At 66.3% G+C, this 18,492-nt stretch carries 12 protein-coding genes; 10 read left to right on the forward strand and 2 right to left on the reverse strand.

What is annotated here, in order from left to right; all coding sequences use genetic code 11:
- Positions 1-705: 705 nt before the first annotated feature.
- The 7 genes from MMB92_RS19465 (at position 706) to MMB92_RS19495 (ending at position 10,053) form a co-directional block, all read left to right on the forward strand.
- Positions 706-2,628, forward strand: a complete 1,923-nt coding sequence (locus tag MMB92_RS19465) for a PrkA family serine protein kinase (RefSeq protein WP_006483964.1) — start codon at positions 706-708, stop codon at positions 2,626-2,628.
- Positions 2,629-2,753: 125 nt separating this feature from the next.
- Positions 2,754-4,022 (forward strand): YeaH/YhbH family protein, encoded by a 1,269-nt coding sequence (locus tag MMB92_RS19470; protein WP_006483957.1) that lies wholly within the window; start codon positions 2,754-2,756, stop codon positions 4,020-4,022.
- On the forward strand, positions 4,019-5,698 hold the full coding sequence (locus MMB92_RS19475; RefSeq protein WP_006483958.1) for a SpoVR family protein: 1,680 nt from the start codon (positions 4,019-4,021) through the stop codon (positions 5,696-5,698). The genes MMB92_RS19470 and MMB92_RS19475 overlap by 4 nt, the downstream gene beginning before the upstream one ends.
- A gap of 232 nt (positions 5,699-5,930) precedes the next feature.
- On the forward strand, positions 5,931-7,235 hold the full coding sequence (locus MMB92_RS19480; protein ID WP_006483959.1) for an MFS family transporter: 1,305 nt from the start codon (positions 5,931-5,933) through the stop codon (positions 7,233-7,235).
- Positions 7,236-7,692: 457 nt separating this feature from the next.
- On the forward strand, positions 7,693-8,508 hold the full coding sequence (locus MMB92_RS19485; RefSeq protein ID WP_006483955.1) for an ABC transporter substrate-binding protein: 816 nt from the start codon (positions 7,693-7,695) through the stop codon (positions 8,506-8,508).
- A gap of 94 nt (positions 8,509-8,602) precedes the next feature.
- Entirely contained in the window at positions 8,603-9,325 is a 723-nt protein-coding gene (locus MMB92_RS19490) for an amino acid ABC transporter permease (protein WP_006483961.1), read from the forward strand.
- A gap of 2 nt (positions 9,326-9,327) precedes the next feature.
- Positions 9,328-10,053, forward strand: a complete 726-nt coding sequence (locus MMB92_RS19495; RefSeq protein ID WP_034201807.1) for an amino acid ABC transporter permease — start codon at positions 9,328-9,330, stop codon at positions 10,051-10,053.
- 162 nt (positions 10,054-10,215) lie between these two features.
- Here the strand turns inward: MMB92_RS19495 and MMB92_RS19500 are convergent, their stop codons facing one another.
- On the reverse strand, positions 10,216-11,481 hold the full coding sequence (locus MMB92_RS19500; protein ID WP_059723587.1) for a M23 family metallopeptidase: 1,266 nt from the start codon (positions 11,479-11,481) through the stop codon (positions 10,216-10,218).
- A gap of 338 nt (positions 11,482-11,819) precedes the next feature.
- Positions 11,820-12,467 (reverse strand): TetR family transcriptional regulator, encoded by a 648-nt coding sequence (locus MMB92_RS19505; protein ID WP_006499094.1) that lies wholly within the window; start codon positions 12,465-12,467, stop codon positions 11,820-11,822.
- A gap of 151 nt (positions 12,468-12,618) precedes the next feature.
- Between MMB92_RS19505 and MMB92_RS19510 the strand changes: the two genes are divergently transcribed.
- The 3 genes from MMB92_RS19510 to MMB92_RS19520 are packed head-to-tail and all read left to right on the forward strand — an operon-like array spanning position 12,619 to position 18,437.
- Positions 12,619-13,821 carry a MexX/AxyX family multidrug efflux RND transporter periplasmic adaptor subunit gene (locus tag MMB92_RS19510; protein ID WP_062884550.1) on the forward strand — a complete coding sequence of 401 codons (1,203 nt, stop codon included), beginning with the start codon at positions 12,619-12,621 and terminating at the stop codon, positions 13,819-13,821.
- Positions 13,822-13,836: 15 nt separating this feature from the next.
- A complete protein-coding gene (locus MMB92_RS19515; RefSeq protein WP_006499092.1) occupies positions 13,837-16,977 on the forward strand; it encodes a multidrug efflux RND transporter permease subunit in 3,141 nt (1,046 codons plus the stop codon).
- Complete coding sequence (locus MMB92_RS19520; RefSeq protein ID WP_062884549.1) at positions 16,977-18,437, forward strand: efflux transporter outer membrane subunit; 1,461 nt, start codon at positions 16,977-16,979, stop codon at positions 18,435-18,437. Before MMB92_RS19515 ends, MMB92_RS19520 begins: the two co-directional genes overlap by 1 nt.
- The last annotated feature ends 55 nt before the right edge of the window (positions 18,438-18,492 follow it).

Genomic DNA, 18,492 nt, shown 5'->3' on the forward strand with positions numbered 1-18,492 from the left:
GCCTGCACCGGCTGCCGCGCGCGTCGAACGCGACGCCGCGCCGAAACGCGCGCCTGCCGCGATGCCGGCGCGCCAGCCTGTCGCCGCATCGGCCGCGCCCGCGCCCGCACAGGCTGCCGCGACCGCCGGCGGCGACGACTGGAAGACGTTCTGATCGGCGCGCGCCGTGTATCTATCCCCATTTGGTGACGAACGACGCCCGCGATCAGCGGGCGTCGTCGTTTCCGCAACGGACGAAATGTGACAGCGCGGACGATCGATCGTGCGTCGTCGCGTGCAGTGCGCGTCGCCGGTCGACGGAGACGCAGGAACGCGCTGCGTGCACGTCATGTTCCCGCGCTCGTCGTACGGGTATGTCCGTAAGGGACTGCGAAAAAAATTTGTAACGGTGCGCGCGGCGTGTCATCGCACGCGACTGCTCGAACGTATAGGGATGAAGGGGAGAAGTGGCGACGTCGGCGGTGTCCAACGCACGAGACGTTTCGATGTTCGACGAGACGCGGCGGATGCAGTTTCTGCGGCTCGGGAGATCAATTGTAAAACGGCGAAATGCGTTGTCCAAGCGGTGTTGTCGAGAATGACGAACTTCATACGAAGAGTTCGTGAAAAAAAATAAGAAAGGGTTTAGGATGAATTCGAACGCGCTTGCTTCTGCGCAGTCATACGAAGGCAGGCACGTCTTCAGACTCAGGCGAGGGAGGTAGCATGGATATTTACAGCAGCTTCGCGAACCGCTTCGAAAAAACGCGAGAGGAAGAGCTCTCGCTGGAGGAGTATCTCGCGCTCTGCAAGAACGATCCATCCGCGTACGCGACGGCTGGTGAACGCATGCTGGAAGCAATCGGGGAACCTGAACAGATCGATACCCGCAACGACCCGCGCTTGTCGCGGATCTTCGCGAACAAGGTCATCAAGGTGTATCCGGCATTCCGTGAGTTCTACGGAATGGAGGAGGTGATCGAGCAGGTGGTCGCGTATTTCCGCCACGCTGCACAAGGCCTTGAAGAGAAGAAGCAGATCCTCTATCTGCTGGGCCCGGTGGGCGGCGGCAAGTCGTCGATCGCCGAGCGCCTGAAGCAACTGATGGAGCGCGTGCCGTTCTATTCGCTGAAGGGCTCGCCCGTCAACGAATCGCCGCTCGGGCTGTTCGACTACGACGAGGATGGTCCGATCCTCGAGGAACAGTACGGCATTCCGCGCCGCTACCTGAAAAGCATCCTGAGTCCGTGGGCCGTCAAGCGCCTGCACGAATACAACGGCGACATCCGCCAGTTCCGCGTGGTGCGCCGCTATCCGTCGATCCTGCGGCAGGTCGGCATCGCGAAGACCGAGCCGGGCGACGAGAACAATCAGGACATCTCGTCGCTGGTCGGCAAGGTCGATATCCGCAAGCTCGAACAGTATGCGCAGGACGATGCCGACGCCTACAGCTACTCGGGCGGCCTGTGTCTCGCGAACCAGGGCCTGCTCGAATTCGTCGAAATGTTCAAGGCGCCGATCAAGGTGCTGCACCCGCTGCTGACCGCCACGCAGGAAGGCAACTTCAAGGGTACCGAAGGTTTCGGCGCGATTCCGTTCGACGGCGTGATTCTCGCGCACTCGAACGAGTCGGAATGGAAGGCGTTCCGCAACAACCGCAACAACGAGGCGCTGCTCGACCGGATCTTCGTCGTGAAGGTGCCGTACTGCCTGCGCGTGTCGGAAGAGATCAAGATCTACGAGAAGCTGATCCGCAACTCGTCGCTCGCCGAGGCCGTGTGCGCACCGGGCACGCTGAAGATGATGTCGCAGTTCTCGGTGCTGTCGCGGCTGCACGAGCCGGAGAATTCGAGCCTGTTCTCGAAGATGCAGGTGTACGACGGCGAAAACCTGAAGGACACCGATCCGAAGGCGAAGTCGTACCAGGAGTATCGCGACTACGCGGGCGTGGACGAAGGGATGACCGGCGTGTCGACCCGCTTCGCGTTCAAGATCCTGTCGCGCGTGTTCAACTTCGATACGAGTGAGGTCGCGGCGAACCCCGTGCACCTGATGTACGTGCTCGAACAGCAGATCGAGCGCGAGCAGTTCCCGCCGGAAACGGAGCAGAAGTACCTGTCGTTCGTGAAGGACGTGCTCGCGTCGCGCTACGCGGAGTTCATCGGCAAGGAGATCCAGACCGCGTATCTCGAGTCGTATTCGGAATACGGCCAGAACATCTTCGATCGCTACGTCACGTATGCGGACTTCTGGATCCAGGATCAGGAATTCCGCGATCACGATACCGGCGAGAGCTTCGACCGCGCCGCGCTGAACGCGGAGCTGGAGAAGATCGAGAAGCCGGCCGGGATCAGCAATCCGAAGGATTTCCGCAACGAGATCGTGAACTTCGTGTTGCGCGCGCGGGCGGCGAACGCCGGCAAGAACCCCGTGTGGACGAGCTACGAGAAGTTGCGCGTCGTGATCGAGAAGAAGATGTTCTCGAACACCGAGGAACTGTTGCCGGTGATTTCATTCAACGCCAAGGGTTCGGCGGAGGAGCAGCGCAAGCATGAGGACTTTGTGAACCGGATGGTCGCGAAGGGCTATACGCCGAAGCAGGTGAGGCTGCTTTGCGACTGGTACCTGCGCGTGCGCAAGTCGTCATGACGCGCGCGGTACCGTGCCCGTACGGCGAGTCCGTACGGGCGCTTTCAGAGACGCCGCCCGCATGACGGCAGACGGCATGTGCGGCGAGCGTCCCGGCGTATCGACTTTCGAGCGGGAGACCGGGAGTGCTTCATCAAATCATCGACCGCAGGCTGGCCGGCAAGAACAAGAGCATCGCCAATCGCGAACGCTTTCTGCGTCGCGTCAAGAACTACATTCGTCGTGCCGTGTCCGACGCGGTGCGCGACCGTAGCATCAAGGATATCCAGAGCACGCAGAGCATCACGATCCCGCGCAAGGACATCGCGGAGCCGAATTTCCGGCACGCGCCGGGCGGGCGTCGCGAGTACGTGCACCCCGGCAACGAGGACTACGTGCGCGGCGACAAGATCCCGCGTCCGCAGGGCGGCTCGGGTGGCGGCGGCAGTCAGGCGAGCAACGAGGGCGAAGGGCAGGACGACTTCGTGTTCGAGCTGTCGCGCGACGAGTTCATGCAGTACTTCTTCGACGACCTCGAACTGCCGCGCCTCGTGAAGACGCACCTGCTGACGGTGCCGAGCTGGAAGAACGTGCGCGCGGGCTGGTCGGCGGAAGGCACGCCGAACAACATCGACGTCGTGCGTTCGCTGCGCAGCGCGCTCGGCCGGCGCATCGCGCTCGGCTCGCCGCTCGTCAACGAGCTGCGCGAGCTCGAGGCGCAGCTCGAAGCGCTGAAGAACGACCCCGAAGACCGCCGCGCCGAAATCGCGACGCTCGAGGCCGAGATCCATCATCTGAAAGGGCGCATCTGGCGGATTCCGTTCATCGATCCGTTCGACCTGCGCTACATCAATCGCGTGAAGCAGCCGCAACCGTCGAGCCAGGCCGTGATGTTCTGCCTGATGGACGTATCCGGCTCGATGGACGAGCAGCGCAAGGATCTCGCGAAGCGCTTCTTCATCCTGCTGTACCTGTTCCTCAAGCGCAACTACGAGCGCATCGAGGTGGTGTTCATTCGCCACCACACGCGCGCCGAGGAAGTCGACGAGGACACCTTCTTCCATTCGACCGAAAGCGGCGGCACCGTCGTGTCGAGCGCGCTCGAACTGATGCGCAAGGTGATGAGCGAGCGCTACTCGCCGACCGAGTGGAACATCTACGGCGCGCAGGCGTCCGACGGCGACAACTGGACTGACGATTCGCCCAAGTGTCGCAAAATCCTGGAAGAGGATATCCTCACTCAGACGCGTTACTTCGCGTATATCCAGGTCGCGCCGGAAGAGCAGAATCTGTGGCTGGAATACGCGCAACTGGCCCTGTCGCAACCGCATCTCGCGATGAAAAAAGTGGAATCGGCTGCGGACATTTACCCGGTGTTTCGCGAATTGTTCGAAAAGCAGGTGGAAATGTCATGACGACCCGCCATCTGCACAACGAGTCGCGCGGCTACGAGCCGCGCCCTTCCGGCGACGACACGGCCGGTCCTGCCGCACCGCAACAACATGGGCAGGCCGAACCGTCGCCGCCGGCCGCCGACTTGCCCGGTTCCGGGCAAAAGGAAGCGCGTATGAACGTTGCCGAACGCAAGCCGCTGCCGTGTCCGTCCGACTGGACGTTCGAATTGCTCGAGGAATACGACACGCACATCTCGCAGGTCGCCGAACAATACGAGCTCGACATCTACCCGATCCAGCTCGAACTGATCAGCGCCGAGCAGATGATGGATGCGTATGCGTCGGTCGGGATGCCCGTCAACTACCGTCACTGGTCGTTCGGCAAGCACTTTCTCGCGACCGAGAAGAGCTATCGTCGCGGCCAGATGGGCCTCGCCTACGAAATCGTCATCAATTCGAACCCGTGCATCGCGTATCTGATGGAAGAGAACACGATGACGATGCAGGCGCTCGTCATCGCGCACGCGGCGTACGGGCACAACTCGTTCTTCAAGGGCAATTACCTGTTCCGCCTGTGGACCGACGCGCACGCGATCATCGACTACCTCGTGTACGCGAAGAACTACGTCGCGGAATGCGAGGAGCGCTACGGCCTCGATCGCGTCGAGGAACTGCTCGACTCGTGCCATGCGCTGATGAATTACGGCGTGGACCGCTACAAGCGGCCGCAGAAACCGTCGCTGTCGAAGGAAGCGGCGCTGCGGCGCGAGCGCGAGGCGTACCTGCAGTCGCAGGTGAACGAACTGTGGCGCACGCTGCCGGGCAAGAAGCCCGAGCTCACGGAGGAGCAGGAGGACCGCTATCCGCCCGAGCCGCAGGAGAACCTGCTGTATTTCGCGGAGAAGAATGCGCCGCTGCTCGAACCGTGGGAGCGGGAAGTGATCCGCATCGTGCGCAAGATCGGCCAGTATTTCTATCCGCAACGGCAGACGCAGGTGATGAACGAAGGCTGGGCGACGTTCTGGCACTACACGCTGCTCAATACGCTGTACAACCAGGGGAAGCTGGAAGACGGCTTCATGATGGAGTTCCTGCACTCGCACAGCAACGTGGTCTACCAGCCGCCCGTCACGAAGCCGTACTACAGCGGGATCAACCCGTATGCGCTCGGTTTCTCGATGATGAGCGACATCCGCCGGATCTGCGAAGCGCCGACGGAGGAAGACTACAAGTGGTTTCCGGAGATCGCGGGCACGCCGTGGCTGCCGGCGATGCACTACGCGATGCGCAACTTCAAGGACGAGAGCTTCATCGCGCAGTACCTGTCGCCGAACCTGATCCGCGAGATGCGGCTCTTCTCGGTGCTCGACGACGACATGCGCGATTCGCTCGAGGTATCGGCGATCCACGACGATTCCGGCTACCAGTACGTGCGGCAGGCGTTGTCTCGGCAGTACGACATCCATCACCGCGAGCCGAACATCCAGGTGTGGGCCGTCAACACGCGCGGCGACCGCAGCCTCACGCTGCGCCACTTCATGACCGACAACCGCCATCTGTCGAACGACAGCGACGAAGTGCTCAAGCACATGGCGCGGCTCTGGCAGTTCGACGTGTACCTGGAGAGCGTCGACGAGGCCGGCACCGTGCGCAAGCGCTACGAGTGCCGCTACGTGCCGCCGGAAGTGCGCGTGTGATCGTCGCGTCGACAATGTTTGCATCGGACGCCAGCCTGCGGGCTGGCGTTTTCATATGACGAACGCGTGGCAGGAGAAAAATTTTCTACATCCGGACGAACCCGGAGCGCTTGTTACTTTACATTTCGCTAAAATCCCGTAGCGCCGTGCGCCGGAACCGGTGCCACGTGCGACCGCACGCGGCGGCCCCGGCCGTCTCGCCCAGAAAGCACTAAAAGGAACAGACCAACCCATGGACGTCCAGACCGACCAAGCTGCGCTGTCCGCGCATGACACCCGGCGACGCGTGTTCGCCATCGTCGGCGCCTCATCGGGCAACCTCGTCGAATGGTTCGACTTCTACATCTACTCGTTCTGCGCGCTGTACTTCGCGCCGGCGTTCTTCCCGAGCGGCAACACGACGACGCAGCTGCTGAACACCGCCGGCGTGTTCGCGGCCGGGTTCCTGATGCGTCCGATCGGCGGCTGGCTGTTCGGCCGCATCGCCGACCGTCACGGCCGTCGCGCGGCGATGATGATCTCGGTGCTGATGATGTGCGGCGGGTCGCTCGTGATCGCGGTGCTGCCGACCTATGCGCAGATCGGTGCGCTCGCGCCGGCGCTGCTGCTGGTCGCGCGCCTGTTCCAGGGCCTGTCGGTGGGCGGCGAGTACGGGACGAGTGCGACCTACATGAGTGAAGTGGCGCTGAAGGGCCGTCGCGGCTTCTTCGCGTCGTTCCAGTACGTGACGCTGATCGGCGGCCAGCTGTGCGCGCTGCTGGTGCTCGTGATCCTGCAGCAGACGCTGTCGGCCGGCGAGCTGAAAGCGTGGGGCTGGCGCATTCCGTTCGTGGTCGGCGCGGCGGCCGCGCTGATCTCGCTGTACCTGCGCAAGTCGCTCGACGAGACGTCGACGAGCGCATCGCGCGACAAGAAGGACGCGGGCACGATCCGCGGCGTGTGGCAGCACAAGGGGGCGTTCTTCACGGTGGTCGGCTTCACGGCCGGCGGCTCGCTGATCTTCTACACGTTCACGACGTACATGCAGAAGTACCTCGTGAACACGGCCGGCATGCACGCGAAGACGGCCAGCAACGTGATGACCGTCGCGCTGCTCGTCTACATGCTGATGCAGCCGGTGTTCGGCGCGCTGTCGGACAAGATCGGCCGCCGAACGTCGATGATCCTGTTCGGTGCGTTCGCGGTGATCGGCACGGTGCCGCTGATGCATGCGCTGAAGGGTGTGACGAGTCCGGTGGCCGCGTTCGTGCTGATCACGGTGGCGCTGGCGATCGTCAGCTTCTACACGTCGATCAGCGGCCTGATCAAGGCCGAGATGTTCCCGCCGGAGGTGCGCGCGATGGGCGTCGGCCTGTCGTACGCGGTGGCGAACGCGATCTTCGGCGGCTCGGCCGAGTACGTCGCGCTGTGGTTCAAGTCGATCGGCAGCGAGGAAACGTTCTACTGGTACGTGACCGCGCTGTGCGCGATCTCGCTGATCGTGTCGTGGCGGATGCGCGATCCGAGCAAGGAAGGGTACCTGCGTCACGAGCCGTGATCGGCCGCGCGTCGCGCATACTCGCATCATGACGAACGTCCCGCCGGTTGGCGGGACGTTTTTTTTGCGACGTGCAATCGCGCATGTGACGGCACCCGCGGTTCGACAGGCCAGGTGCCGGCATGAACGCGCCGCGTCATATCGATATGGAAATCGATTCGTTGTCCGTGGCGGCCGATTTCCTTAATCTGACTGCGTAGTTCGTGTGACACCTCCTTGACTGGGATTCGCGCCCGCTGCGTGCAGCGGGCGTCTTTTTTTGCGCCGCGGCAATGCGTGCCCGCAGCCCGTCTGCTTCATCACGAAACCCGCAGAGCAAAGCACCATTTGTTGGTTCGGATTCACTGCACGCGCTGATACGTTAGCGGCTTCGCGACGACACACTCCGTCGCGATGTTCTTCGAACCGTGCCGCCGCGCGATCCGCGGCGGCCTCCATAACAAATCAGGTCGTGCTCATGAAAATCAACACGCTCGCTACGTGGCTCATCGGAGTCGCGCTCGTTACCGCAGGCACCGCCGCCCATGCGGACCGTCTCGACGACATCAAGAAGGCCGGCGTGCTGCGCGTCGCGACGTTCGACAGCAATCCGCCGTTCGGCTATGTCGACGCGAAAAGCAATCACATCGTCGGTCTCGACGTCGATTACGCGAAGGCGCTCGCCGACAAGCTCGGCGTGAAGCTGCAGTTGCAACCGACCAATCCCGCGAACCGCATCCCGTTCCTGACGTCCGGCAAGGTCGACCTCGTGCTCGCGAACTTCACGATCACCGACGAGCGTGCGAAGCAGGTCGACTTCAGCATCCCGTATTTCTCGTCGGGCCAGCAATTTCTCGCGAAGAAAGGTGTGCTGAAATCGGCCGACCAATTGAACGGCCTGCGCGTCGGCGCCGACAAGGGCACGACCAACGAAATCACGCTGCGCGAGAAATTCCCGAAGGCGACGATCGTCGCGTACGACGACACGCCGTTCGCGTTCGCCGCGTTGCGCGCCGGCAACGTGCAGGCCATCACGCAGGACGGCCCGAAACTGATCGGCCTGCTCGCGAACGTGCCCGACAAGCAGAACTACGAGATCCCGGCGTTCACGATCTCGAACGACTACATGGGCGTCGGCGTGCCGAAGGGCGAGACGCGCCTGCTCGGCTTCGTCAACGACACGCTGAAGGGGCTCGAGGCGAACGGCCGCGCGACGCAGATCTACGACGCATGGTTCGGGCCGACGACGAAAACGCCGCTCACGCGCATTTTCCGGATCGGCGACAAGACCTGACCGCTGCCGCACGCGCGCCGCGTTTGGCCGGAACCTCGGCCGCGCGGCGCTTTTCGTTTTCATCCGACCGCGCGCGTCGTGCGCGCTCCCCAGCATGCTCGGGTTGGCTCCCAAATATCTGTCCTGGCTCTGGCAGGGTTTCCTGCTGACACTCGGCCTCGCGGCCGCGTCGGCCGTCGCCGCGACCGTCGGCGGGTTGCTGCTCGCCGTGATGCGGCATGCGCGCGGCAGGGCGCCGCGCACGGTCGCTGCGGCGTACGTCGTCGCGTTCCGCAACACGCCACTGCTCGTGCAGTTGCTGTTCTGGTATTTCGGCGTCGCGTCGTTGCTGCCCGATACGTGGATCGCGTGGCTCAATGCGCGCCATGCGGTGAGCGTGGGCCCGGTCACGCTCGCGTGGCCGTCGTTCGAATTCGTGGCGGGCTGGGTCGGGTTGAGCGCCTATACGGCTGCCTTCGTCGCCGAGGAATGCGAAGCCGGTTTGCGCGGCGTGCGGCGCGCGCAACACGATGCGGCGGCCGCGCTCGGCCTCACGCCGATGCAGTCGCTGCGCTACGTGGTGCTGCCGCAGGCCGTGCGCATCGCGCTGCCGCCGCTGTTCGGCCAATACATGAATCTCGTGAAGAACTCGTCGCTCGCGATGGCGATCGGCGTGGCCGAGCTGTCGTATGCGTCGCGGCAGGTCGAGACGGAGACGTTCCAGACCTTCGCCGCGTTTGGTGTCGCGACCGTGCTGTACGTCGCGGCGGTGGCCGCGATCGAGGCCGGCGCGTATGCGGCCACGCAATGGCGCGACCGGCTCGGAGCGGGACGCTGACAATGGATCTTTCGCTGTTGCTCTCGAATCTGCCGTACCTGTTGGTCGGCGCGTTTCCGGACGGCCCGCTCGGCGGCGCCGCGCTTTCCCTGGTGCTGGCGCTCGCGTCCGCGGTCGCGTCGGCCGTGCTCGGCGTGGCGCTCGGCGTCGCGATGGCGCTCGCGCGTGGCCCGGCGCGCATGCTGCTGCTCGCGGTCATCGGCTTCTTCCGCGCGATTCCGGTGCTGATGCTGATCTTCTGGACGTATTTCCTGATGCCCGTGCTGCTGCACATGGACGTGCCGGGGCTCGCGACGGTCGTGTGCGCGCTGGCGCTGATCGGCGGCGCGTATCTCGCGCATGCGGTGCATGCGGGGATCGTCGCGGCGGGCGACGGGCAATGGCAGGCCGGGCTGTCGCTCGGGCTCACGCGCTGGCAGACGGTGCGCTACGTGCTGCTGCCGCAGGCGATCCGGATCATGACGCCGTCGTTCGTCAACCAGTGGGTCGCGCTCGTGAAGGACACGTCGCTCGCGTATATCGTCGGCGTGCCGGAACTGTCGTTCGTCGCGACGCAGGTGAACAACCGGCTGATGGTGTATCCGGCGCCGATCTTCCTGTTCGTCGCGCTGATCTATCTGGTGCTGTGCACGTCGCTCGATGGCGCGGCGCGCTGGCTGCTGTCGCGGGGGCCGCGCACGCAACGTGCGGCGCAGGCGACGGCCGAGCGCACGGAACCCGCAAGGTAACGGTGGGCCGGCGAGCCGCGTCCAATGCGTGCGCGCGCTTTCGGTGATGAAGATGGATGATGGGCGACCATCCTCAGCGGGCCGCGTCGCCGTGATTCGAGCGACGACGCGCGCGGTGGTGCCGATGAGGCCGAGGTGCCCGGACGCTTCAGGACGTCAGCGTCATGACGCGCTGTAGTGCGTATCGAAAACCGCGCGCAGCGTCGACGGGCCGGTCGCGAAATCGCCCCACAGCGGCCCGTCGTTCTGCGTGAACGCGAACGGCGTCGTATTGATCGACGCGAGGCGCAAGCGCCATTGCGCGGCTTCCTGGCGGAACGCGGTGAGTTGCATGTCCGACAGCGCCGTCTGCGCGCTGGCCAGCGTGACGAGCGGATCGACCGGATCGTTCGCGACCCGCACCTCGAAATGCAGGTGCGGGCCGGTCGCCGCGCCCGTCATCCCGACCGAACCGATACGTTGCCCCTGCTTCACCGTTTCGCCGGTCTTGAGCCCGCGAGCGAACGCGGACAGGTGCGCGTAGTAGGTCGAATAGCCGTCCGCATGATCGACGATCACATAGCGGCCATAGCCGCCCGGATCGGTGCCGACGAACGACACGACGCCGTCGGCCGCCGCATCGACCGGCGTGCCGCTCGGCGCGGCGAGATCGACGCCCGTATGGAACGCCATCGCCTGCGACAGCGGATGGATGCGCTCGCCGAAGAACGAGCTGATGCGCGTCCACTTGACCGGCATCGTGAACGCGGCGGCTTCGAGCGGCGAGCCGTCGAGCGTGTAGTACGCGCCGTGCTCGGCGCCCGGCGCGCGGAACCAGATCGCGCCGAACGTGCGGCCGGCGACGCGCAGCTCGAGCGCGGTGAGGCGCGGCGTGCCGTCGTGCGTGTCGAACGCGACGCGGTAATAGTCGCCGCGCTGCGCACTCGCGCGCATCGCGACCTTGCCGGTGACGAGATCGCCGAGCTGGATGCGCACCTCGGGCGGCACGTCGAGACGGTTCAGCGTATCGGACAGCGTGAGTTCGATGTCGCCGGCGCGCATGCCTTGCTGGTGGTCGGGCGCCGCGAACTGGAACAGGCTCGCATAGCCGAGCATGTCGTTGCGATGCGCGCTGAGCGGCGCGAACAGGCCCGGCTGCAGGCTGCGATCGTTGCGATCGAGGTGTTCGTTGCGCTCGCCGATCGTGCGGGCGAGCTCGCTCGTCACGAAATGCTGCGCGGTGGGAAACGGCGTATCGGACAGCACGCGCTGCGGCAGCGCGGCCGTGCCCGAGTCGACGGCGCCCGGCAGTTGCGACACGGCCGGCAGCGCGGCGGCGAGGCCGAATGCGGCGAGGGCGCCGAGCACGGCGGCCGGCACGAGCGCGCGCACGGCGCGCTGCGCGCGACCGGGCGCGACGGCATCAGGGGTTGCGACAGACTTGACCAAGGTGTCCACATCCAGGAAAGCGGTTCAAAGGGGTGTGGGCGGGGGCCGCCGGCGGCACACCGTCGAACGGCGACGGGGCGGGCGGCGGGCGTGCAACAAAACAGGCCCCGCCAGGGGCCTGTGTCGTTTCCGTTCGACCCAACCTGCGGGGCAGTGCCCGCTTCGAACGGCGGCGTGCCTACCGGGTCGAACCCGGTTATCACGAAGACGCTAAAGAAAGATGACAGCATCAGTCTACCGATGTTCCGCAAAACGTTAAAAATTTTAAAGGGGGTCAGCTCATTCGTTTCGCAGTGCGGTAAATCGGGTTAAATCAGCATTTGTTACGACGATTTTCGTCAGTCCGGCAATTTTTGCGCGCGCCCACGCAGCGCGGCGGAGGTCCGGACGGCGTCGAAGCCGGCGTCGAGCATCGCCTCGGCGTCGTTCCACAGGTTGCCGCGCAGCCGGTTGGTCCAGATCATCGACGCGAACACGCCTTCGAGCAGCGACACCAGATAAACGGCGGCCAGATGCACGTCGAGATCGGCGGCGAGCTCGCCGGCGGCGATCGCGCGACGCAACAGCGCCTTCGTGATCCGCAGCATCTGCAGCTCGAGCAGCATGCGGCGCCGCTGCAGCGCGCCGTTCTCCTCGCTTTGCTCGCACTTCGTATAGAGAATCACGAGCACGCGCTGCATCGGGCCCGGCTCGCCGCATTCCTGCAGGTAGTGCGACGCGGCGCGGCGCAGCGTCGCGAACGGCGGCAGGCCGTCGCCCGCGTCGAAGCCTTCCGACGTGCGCGCGAACGCGCGGTCGCACATCGCCAGACACACTTCCATCTTGTTGCGGTAGTGGCCGTAGACGGCGCCCCGCGACATCCCGGCGGCCTCGGCGAGGTCCGCCATCGCGGTCTGCGCGACGCCTCTTTCGAGCAGCACGAGCTCGGCGGCGTCGAGGATCCGGTGCTTGATGGCGAGCGATTCTTCCCGGGTCTTGCGGGCCATGTCGTGAAATTCCTTACAGTTCGCTGTCGTTTTATTGAGACAGTGTGTCGGTCAGATTGAAACAGCATGTATTTAATCAGTCGTGACTGATTATAATCGGCCACCCTGAGCCGCCGCATTGTATCGGCGGCGAATGATCCGAGGTCAGAACATGAATAACAAACGCACCCTGTGGCGCCGCATGCGGCTGGCGCCGTTCGCGCTCGCGGCCCTGCTGGCCGTGGCCGGATGCGGAAAGGGCGACAAGGACGCCGCGCCGGAGACCGCGAAGCAGGCCACCGTCGTGACGGTGCGCCCGACGGCCGTGCCGATGACCGTCGAACTGCCGGGCCGGCTCGACGCCTACCGGCAGGCGGAAGTCCGCGCGCGGGTCGCGGGCATCGTCACCGCCCGTACCTACGAGGAAGGCCAGGAAGTGAAGCAGGGCGCGGTGCTGTTCCGCATCGATCCCGCGCCGCTGAAGGCCGCACGCGACGCCGCGCAGGGCGCGCTCGCGAAGGCGCAGGCCGCCGCGCTCGCCGCGACCGACAAGCGTCGCCGTTACGACGATCTCGTGCGCGATCGCGCGGTGAGCGAGCGCGACCACACCGAGGCCGTCGCGGCCGATACGCAGGCGAAGGCCGAGGTCGCATCGGCAAAAGCCGAACTCGCGCGCGCGCAGCTGCAGCTCGACTACGCGACCGTCACCGCGCCGATCGCGGGCCGCGCACGGCGCGCGCTCGTGACCGAGGGCGCGCTCGTCGGGCAGGACCAGGCGACCCCGCTCACGACCGTCGAGCAGCTCGATCCGATCTACGTGAACTTCTCGCAGCCGGCCGCCGACGTCGACGCATTGCGTCGCGCGGTGAAGAGCGGGCGCGCGACGGGCATCGCGCAGCACGACATCGCGGTGACGCTGCTGCGCGCCGACGGCACCGCGTATCCGCTGAAGGGCAAGCTGCTGTTCAGCGATCTTGCGGTCGATCCGACGACGGACACCGTCGCGATGCGCGCGCTGTTCCCGAATCCGGAGCGCGAGCTGCTGCCGGGTGCGTATGTGCGGATCGCGCTCGACACGGCGGTCGACCAGCGGGCGATCCTCGTGCCGCGCGACGCGCTGCTGCGCACGGCCGACCGCACGTCGGTGCGTGTCGTCGCCGCGAACGGCAAGGTCAAGGACGTCGAGGTCACGGCCGACCAGATGAGCGGCCATGACTGGCGCATCACGCGCGGCCTCGCGGGCGGCGAGCGCGTGATCGTCGACGACGCCGCGCAGTTCGCGCCCGATACGGCCGTCAAGCCCGTCGAGAAAGCGCCGCCGTCGAAGGCGGCGCCGCCCGCGGCCGCTTCGCAGGCGGCCGCCCGTCAAACCTGACCGGTTCAAACCAACATGGCACGTTTCTTCATCGATCGCCCCGTCTTCGCGTGGGTGATCGCCATCTTCATCATGCTGGGCGGCCTGTTCGCGATTCGCGCGCTGCCCGTCGCGCAGTACCCGGACATCGCGCCGCCCGTCGTCAGCATCTATGCGACGTACCCGGGCGCGTCCGCGCAGGTCGTCGAGGAATCGGTGACCGCGCTGATCGAACGCGAGATGAACGGCGCGCCGGGGCTGCTGTATACGTCCGCGACGAGCAGCGCCGGCGCGGCGTCGCTGTACCTGACGTTCAAGCAGGGCGTGAACGCCGATCTCGCGGCCGTCGAAGTGCAGAACCGGCTGAAGACCGTCGATGCGCGCCTGCCCGAGCCCGTGCGCCGCGACGGCATCCAGGTCGAGAAGGCCGCCGACAACATCCAGCTCGTCGTGTCGCTGACGTCCGACGATGGCCGGATGACCGACGTGCAGCTCGGCGAATACGCGTCGGCGAACGTCGTGCAGGCGCTGCGCCGCGTCGAGGGCGTCGGCAAGGTGCAGTTCTGGGGCGCCGAATATGCGATGCGGATCTGGCCCGACCCGGTGAAGATGGCCGGGCACGGCCTCACCGCGTCGGACATCGCGTCGGCCGTGCGCGCGCACAACGCGCGCGTGACGATCGGCGATATCGGCCGCAGCGCGGTGCCGGCCAGCGCGCCGATCGCGGCGACCGTGTTCGCGGACGCACCGCTGAAGACGCCGGCCGATTTCGGCGCGATCGCGCTGCGCGCGCGGCCCGACGGCTCGGCGCTGTTCCTGCGCGACGTCGCGCGCGTCGAATTCGGCGGCAACGACTACAACTATCCGTCGTACGTGAACGGCAAGGTCGCGACCGGAATGGGCATCAAGCTCGCGCCGGGCTCGAACGCGGTGTCCACCGAGAAGCGCGTGCGCGCGACGATGGACGAGCTGTCCGCGTACTTCCCGCCGGGCGTGAAATACCAGATCCCGTACGAGACGTCGTCGTTCGTGCGCGTATCGATGAACAAGGTCGTCACGACGCTGATCGAGGCCGGCGTGCTGGTGTTCCTCGTGATGTTCCTGTTCATGCAGAACCTGCGCGCGACGCTGATTCCGACGCTGGTCGTGCCGGTCGCGCTCGCGGGCACGTTCGGCGTGATGTATGCGGCCGGCTTCTCGATCAACGTGCTGACGATGTTCGGCATGGTGCTCGCGATCGGCATCCTCGTCGACGACGCGATCGTCGTCGTCGAGAACGTCGAGCGACTGATGGTCGAGGAAGGGCTCGGGCCGTACGACGCGACCGTCAAGGCGATGCGACAGATCAGCGGCGCGATCGTCGGGATCACCGTGGTGCTGACGTCGGTGTTCGTGCCGATGGCGTTCTTCGGCGGCGCGGTGGGCAACATCTACCGGCAGTTCGCGCTGTCGCTCGCGGTGTCGATCGGCTTCTCGGCCTTCCTCGCGCTGTCGCTGACGCCCGCGCTGTGCGCGACGCTGCTCAAGCCGGTGTCCGGCGACCATCACGAGAAGGGCGGCTTCTTCGGCTGGTTCAACCGTTTCGTCGCGCGGGCGACGCAGCGCTATGCGACGCGGGTCGGCACGATGCTGAAGAAGCCGGTGCGCTGGCTCGTCGTGTACGGCGCGCTGACCGCGGCCGCCGCGCTGATGCTCACGCAACTGCCGACCGCGTTCCTGCCGGACGAGGACCAGGGCAACTTCATGGTGATGGTGATTCGCCCGCAAGGCACGCCGCTCGCGGAAACGATGCAGAGCGTGCGCGAAGTCGAGTCGGCCATCCGCCGCGACGAGCCGACCGCCTACACGTATGCGCTCGGCGGCTTCAACCTGTACGGCGAAGGGCCGAACGGCGGGATGATCTTCGTCACGCTGAAGAACTGGAAGGAGCGCAAGGCCGAGCGCGATCACGTGCAGTCGATCGTCGCGCGCATCAACGAGCGTTTCGCGGGCACGCCGAACACGACCGTGTTCGCGATGAACTCGCCGGCGCTGCCCGATCTCGGTTCGTCGAGCGGTTTCGACTTCCGGCTGCAGAACCGCGGCGGGCTCGACTACGCGACGTTCAGCGCCGCGCGCGAGCAACTGCTCGCGGCGGGCGGCAAGGATCGCGCGCTCACCGACCTGATGTTCGCGGGCACGCAGGACGCGCCGCAACTGAAGCTCGACATCGATCGTGCGAAGGCGTCCGCGCTCGGCGTGTCGATGGACGAGATCAACACGACGCTCGCGGTGATGTTCGGCTCCGACTATATCGGCGACTTCATGCACGGCACGCAGGTGCGGCGCGTGATGGTGCAGGCCGACGGGCTGCACCGGCTCGATCCGGACGACGTGAAGAAGCTGCGCGTGCGCAACGCGCGCGGCGAGATGGTGCCGCTCGCGGCGTTCACGACGCTGCACTGGACGCTCGGGCCGCCGCAGCTCACGCGCTACAACGGTTATCCGTCGTTCACGATCAACGGCTCGGCCGCGGCCGGCCACAGCAGCGGCGAGGCGATGAGCGCGATCGAGCGGATCGCCGCGAAGCTGCCGGCCGGCATCGGCTATGCGTGGTCGGGGCAGTCGTTCGAGGAGCGGCTGTCGGGTGCGCAGGCGCCGATGCTGTTCGCGCTGTCGGTGCTCGTCGTGTTCCTCGCGCTCGCGGCGCTCTACGAGAGCTGGTCGATTCCGTTCGCGGTGATGCTGGTCGTCCCGCTCGGCGTGATCGGCGCGGTGCTCGGCGTGACGCTGCGGATGATGCCGAACGACATCTATTTCAAGGTGGGGCTGATCGCGACGATCGGGCTGTCCGCGAAGAACGCGATCCTGATCGTCGAAGTCGCGAAGGATCTGGTCGCGCAGCGCATGTCGCTCGTCGACGCCGCGCTCGAGGCCGCGCGCCTGCGGCTGCGGCCGATCGTGATGACGTCGCTCGCGTTCGGCGTCGGCGTGCTGCCGCTCGCGTTCGCGTCGGGCGCCGCGTCCGGCGCGCAGATGGCGATCGGCACCGGCGTGCTCGGCGGCGTGATCACGGCGACCGTGCTCGCGGTGTTCCTCGTCCCGCTGTTTTTCGTGATCGTCGGCCGCCTGTTCGACGTCGGCCCGCGCCGACGCGGCGGCGCGCAGCCGACGACGATGGAGGGTTCGCAACCATGATGTTTGCGCTGAATGCACGCGGCGCGCTGCGGGTTCAGGTCGCGCTGGCCGCCGCGCTGGCGCTTGCCGGCTGTTCGCTCGCGCCGCGTTACGAGCGTCCGGCCGCGCCGGTGCCGGCGACCTATGCGCCGGTCGACGCCGGCACGGCATCGGCGGCCGAACCGCCCGCGGCGCAGGATGCCGCGTTGCTCGACGACTGGCATGCGTATTTCACCGATCCGGCGCTGCAGGCGTGGATCGACGCGGCGCTCGCGAACAACCGCGACCTGCGGATCGCGGCCGGCCGGCTCGACGAAGCGCGCGCGCTGTATGGCGTGCAGCGCGCGGACCGGATGCCGTCGGTCGATGCGAATCTCGGCTATGAACGCGCGCGCCAGTACGACCCGGTCGTGCGCGAAAGCGCGATCAGCGGGCTGTATCGCGCGGGCGTCGGCATCAGCGCGTACGAGCTCGACCTGTTCGGCCGCGTGCGCAACCTGTCCGACGCGGCGCTCGCCGAATACTTCGCGACGGCCGACGCGCAGCGCACGGTCCGCATCGGCGTGATCGCCGAAGTGGCGGGCGCGTACGTTTCCGAGCGATCGTTGCACGAGCAACTGGCGCTCGCTCAGCGTACGCTCGAAGCCCGCGAGCGGATGGCCGCGCTCACGCAACGCCGCTATGCCGCGGGCACGAGCGACGCGATCGAGCTGCGCTCGGCCGAGATGCTGGTGGCGTCCGCGCGCGCGTCGCAGGCCGCGCTGCAGCGCGAGCATGCGCAGGCCGTACGGGCGCTGCAATTGCTGGCGGGCGATTTCGCGCGCAACGTGCCCGACGACGCGACCGTGCTCGACACGCTGTCGATCGCGCCCGTGGCGCCGGGCGCACCGAGCCAATTGCTCGAACGACGGCCGGACATCCGGCAGGCCGAGGCACGGCTGAAGGCCGCGAACGCGAACATCGGCGCGGCGCGTGCGGCGTTCTTCCCGCGCATCGCGCTGACGACCGACTACGGCTCGGTGAGCGACGCGTTCTCGAACCTGTTCGCGGCCGGCACGAGCGTGTGGACGTTCGCGCCGCGCATCACGCTGCCGATCTTCGCGGGCGGACGCAATCGCGCGAACCTCGACGTCGCGCACGCGCGCAAGGACATCGCGGTCGCCGAATACGAGAAGGCCGTCCAGACCGCGTTTCGCGAAGTGGCCGATGCGTTCGCCGCGCGCGACTGGATCGACCGGCAGCTTGCCGCGCAGCAGGACGTGTATGCGGCGGATGGCGCGCGGCTGAAGCTCGCGGAGCGTCGCTATGCGGGCGGCGTCGCGACGTATCTCGAACTGCTCGACGCGCAGCGCAGCACGTACGAGTCGGGGCAGGAGCTGATCCGGCTCAGGCAGCTCAGGCTCGCGAACGCGATCGCGCTGTACCGTGCGCTCGGCGGCGGCTGGGCGCCGGCAACGGCGGAGGCCGCGGCTTCCGTGTAGTCGGCGATGTGTTGCGTGGCACGGCAGCGTGCCACGCAACACGACGGCGGCCGCG

It is taken from the genome of Burkholderia sp. IO2, from assembly GCF_029522185.1.
Lineage (GTDB): Bacteria > Pseudomonadota > Gammaproteobacteria > Burkholderiales > Burkholderiaceae > Burkholderia > Burkholderia cenocepacia.

Bases quoted from the DNA above. Each gene is read 5' to 3' on its own strand.
- MMB92_RS19465 (WP_006483964.1), top strand. From the start codon at position 706: ATGGATATTTACAGCAGCTTCGCGAACCGCTTCGAAAAAACGCGAGAG.
- MMB92_RS19475 (WP_006483958.1), top strand. From the start codon at position 4,019: ATGACGACCCGCCATCTGCACAACGAGTCGCGCGGCTACGAGCCGCGC.
- MMB92_RS19480 (WP_006483959.1), top strand. From the start codon at position 5,931: ATGGACGTCCAGACCGACCAAGCTGCGCTGTCCGCGCATGACACCCGG.
- MMB92_RS19485 (WP_006483955.1), top strand. From the start codon at position 7,693: ATGAAAATCAACACGCTCGCTACGTGGCTCATCGGAGTCGCGCTCGTT.
- MMB92_RS19490 (WP_006483961.1), top strand. From the start codon at position 8,603: ATGCTCGGGTTGGCTCCCAAATATCTGTCCTGGCTCTGGCAGGGTTTC.
- MMB92_RS19495 (WP_034201807.1), top strand. From the start codon at position 9,328: ATGGATCTTTCGCTGTTGCTCTCGAATCTGCCGTACCTGTTGGTCGGC.
- MMB92_RS19505 (WP_006499094.1), bottom strand. From the start codon at position 12,467: ATGGCCCGCAAGACCCGGGAAGAATCGCTCGCCATCAAGCACCGGATC.
- MMB92_RS19510 (WP_062884550.1), top strand. From the start codon at position 12,619: ATGAATAACAAACGCACCCTGTGGCGCCGCATGCGGCTGGCGCCGTTC.
- MMB92_RS19515 (WP_006499092.1), top strand. From the start codon at position 13,837: ATGGCACGTTTCTTCATCGATCGCCCCGTCTTCGCGTGGGTGATCGCC.
- MMB92_RS19520 (WP_062884549.1), top strand. From the start codon at position 16,977: ATGTTTGCGCTGAATGCACGCGGCGCGCTGCGGGTTCAGGTCGCGCTG.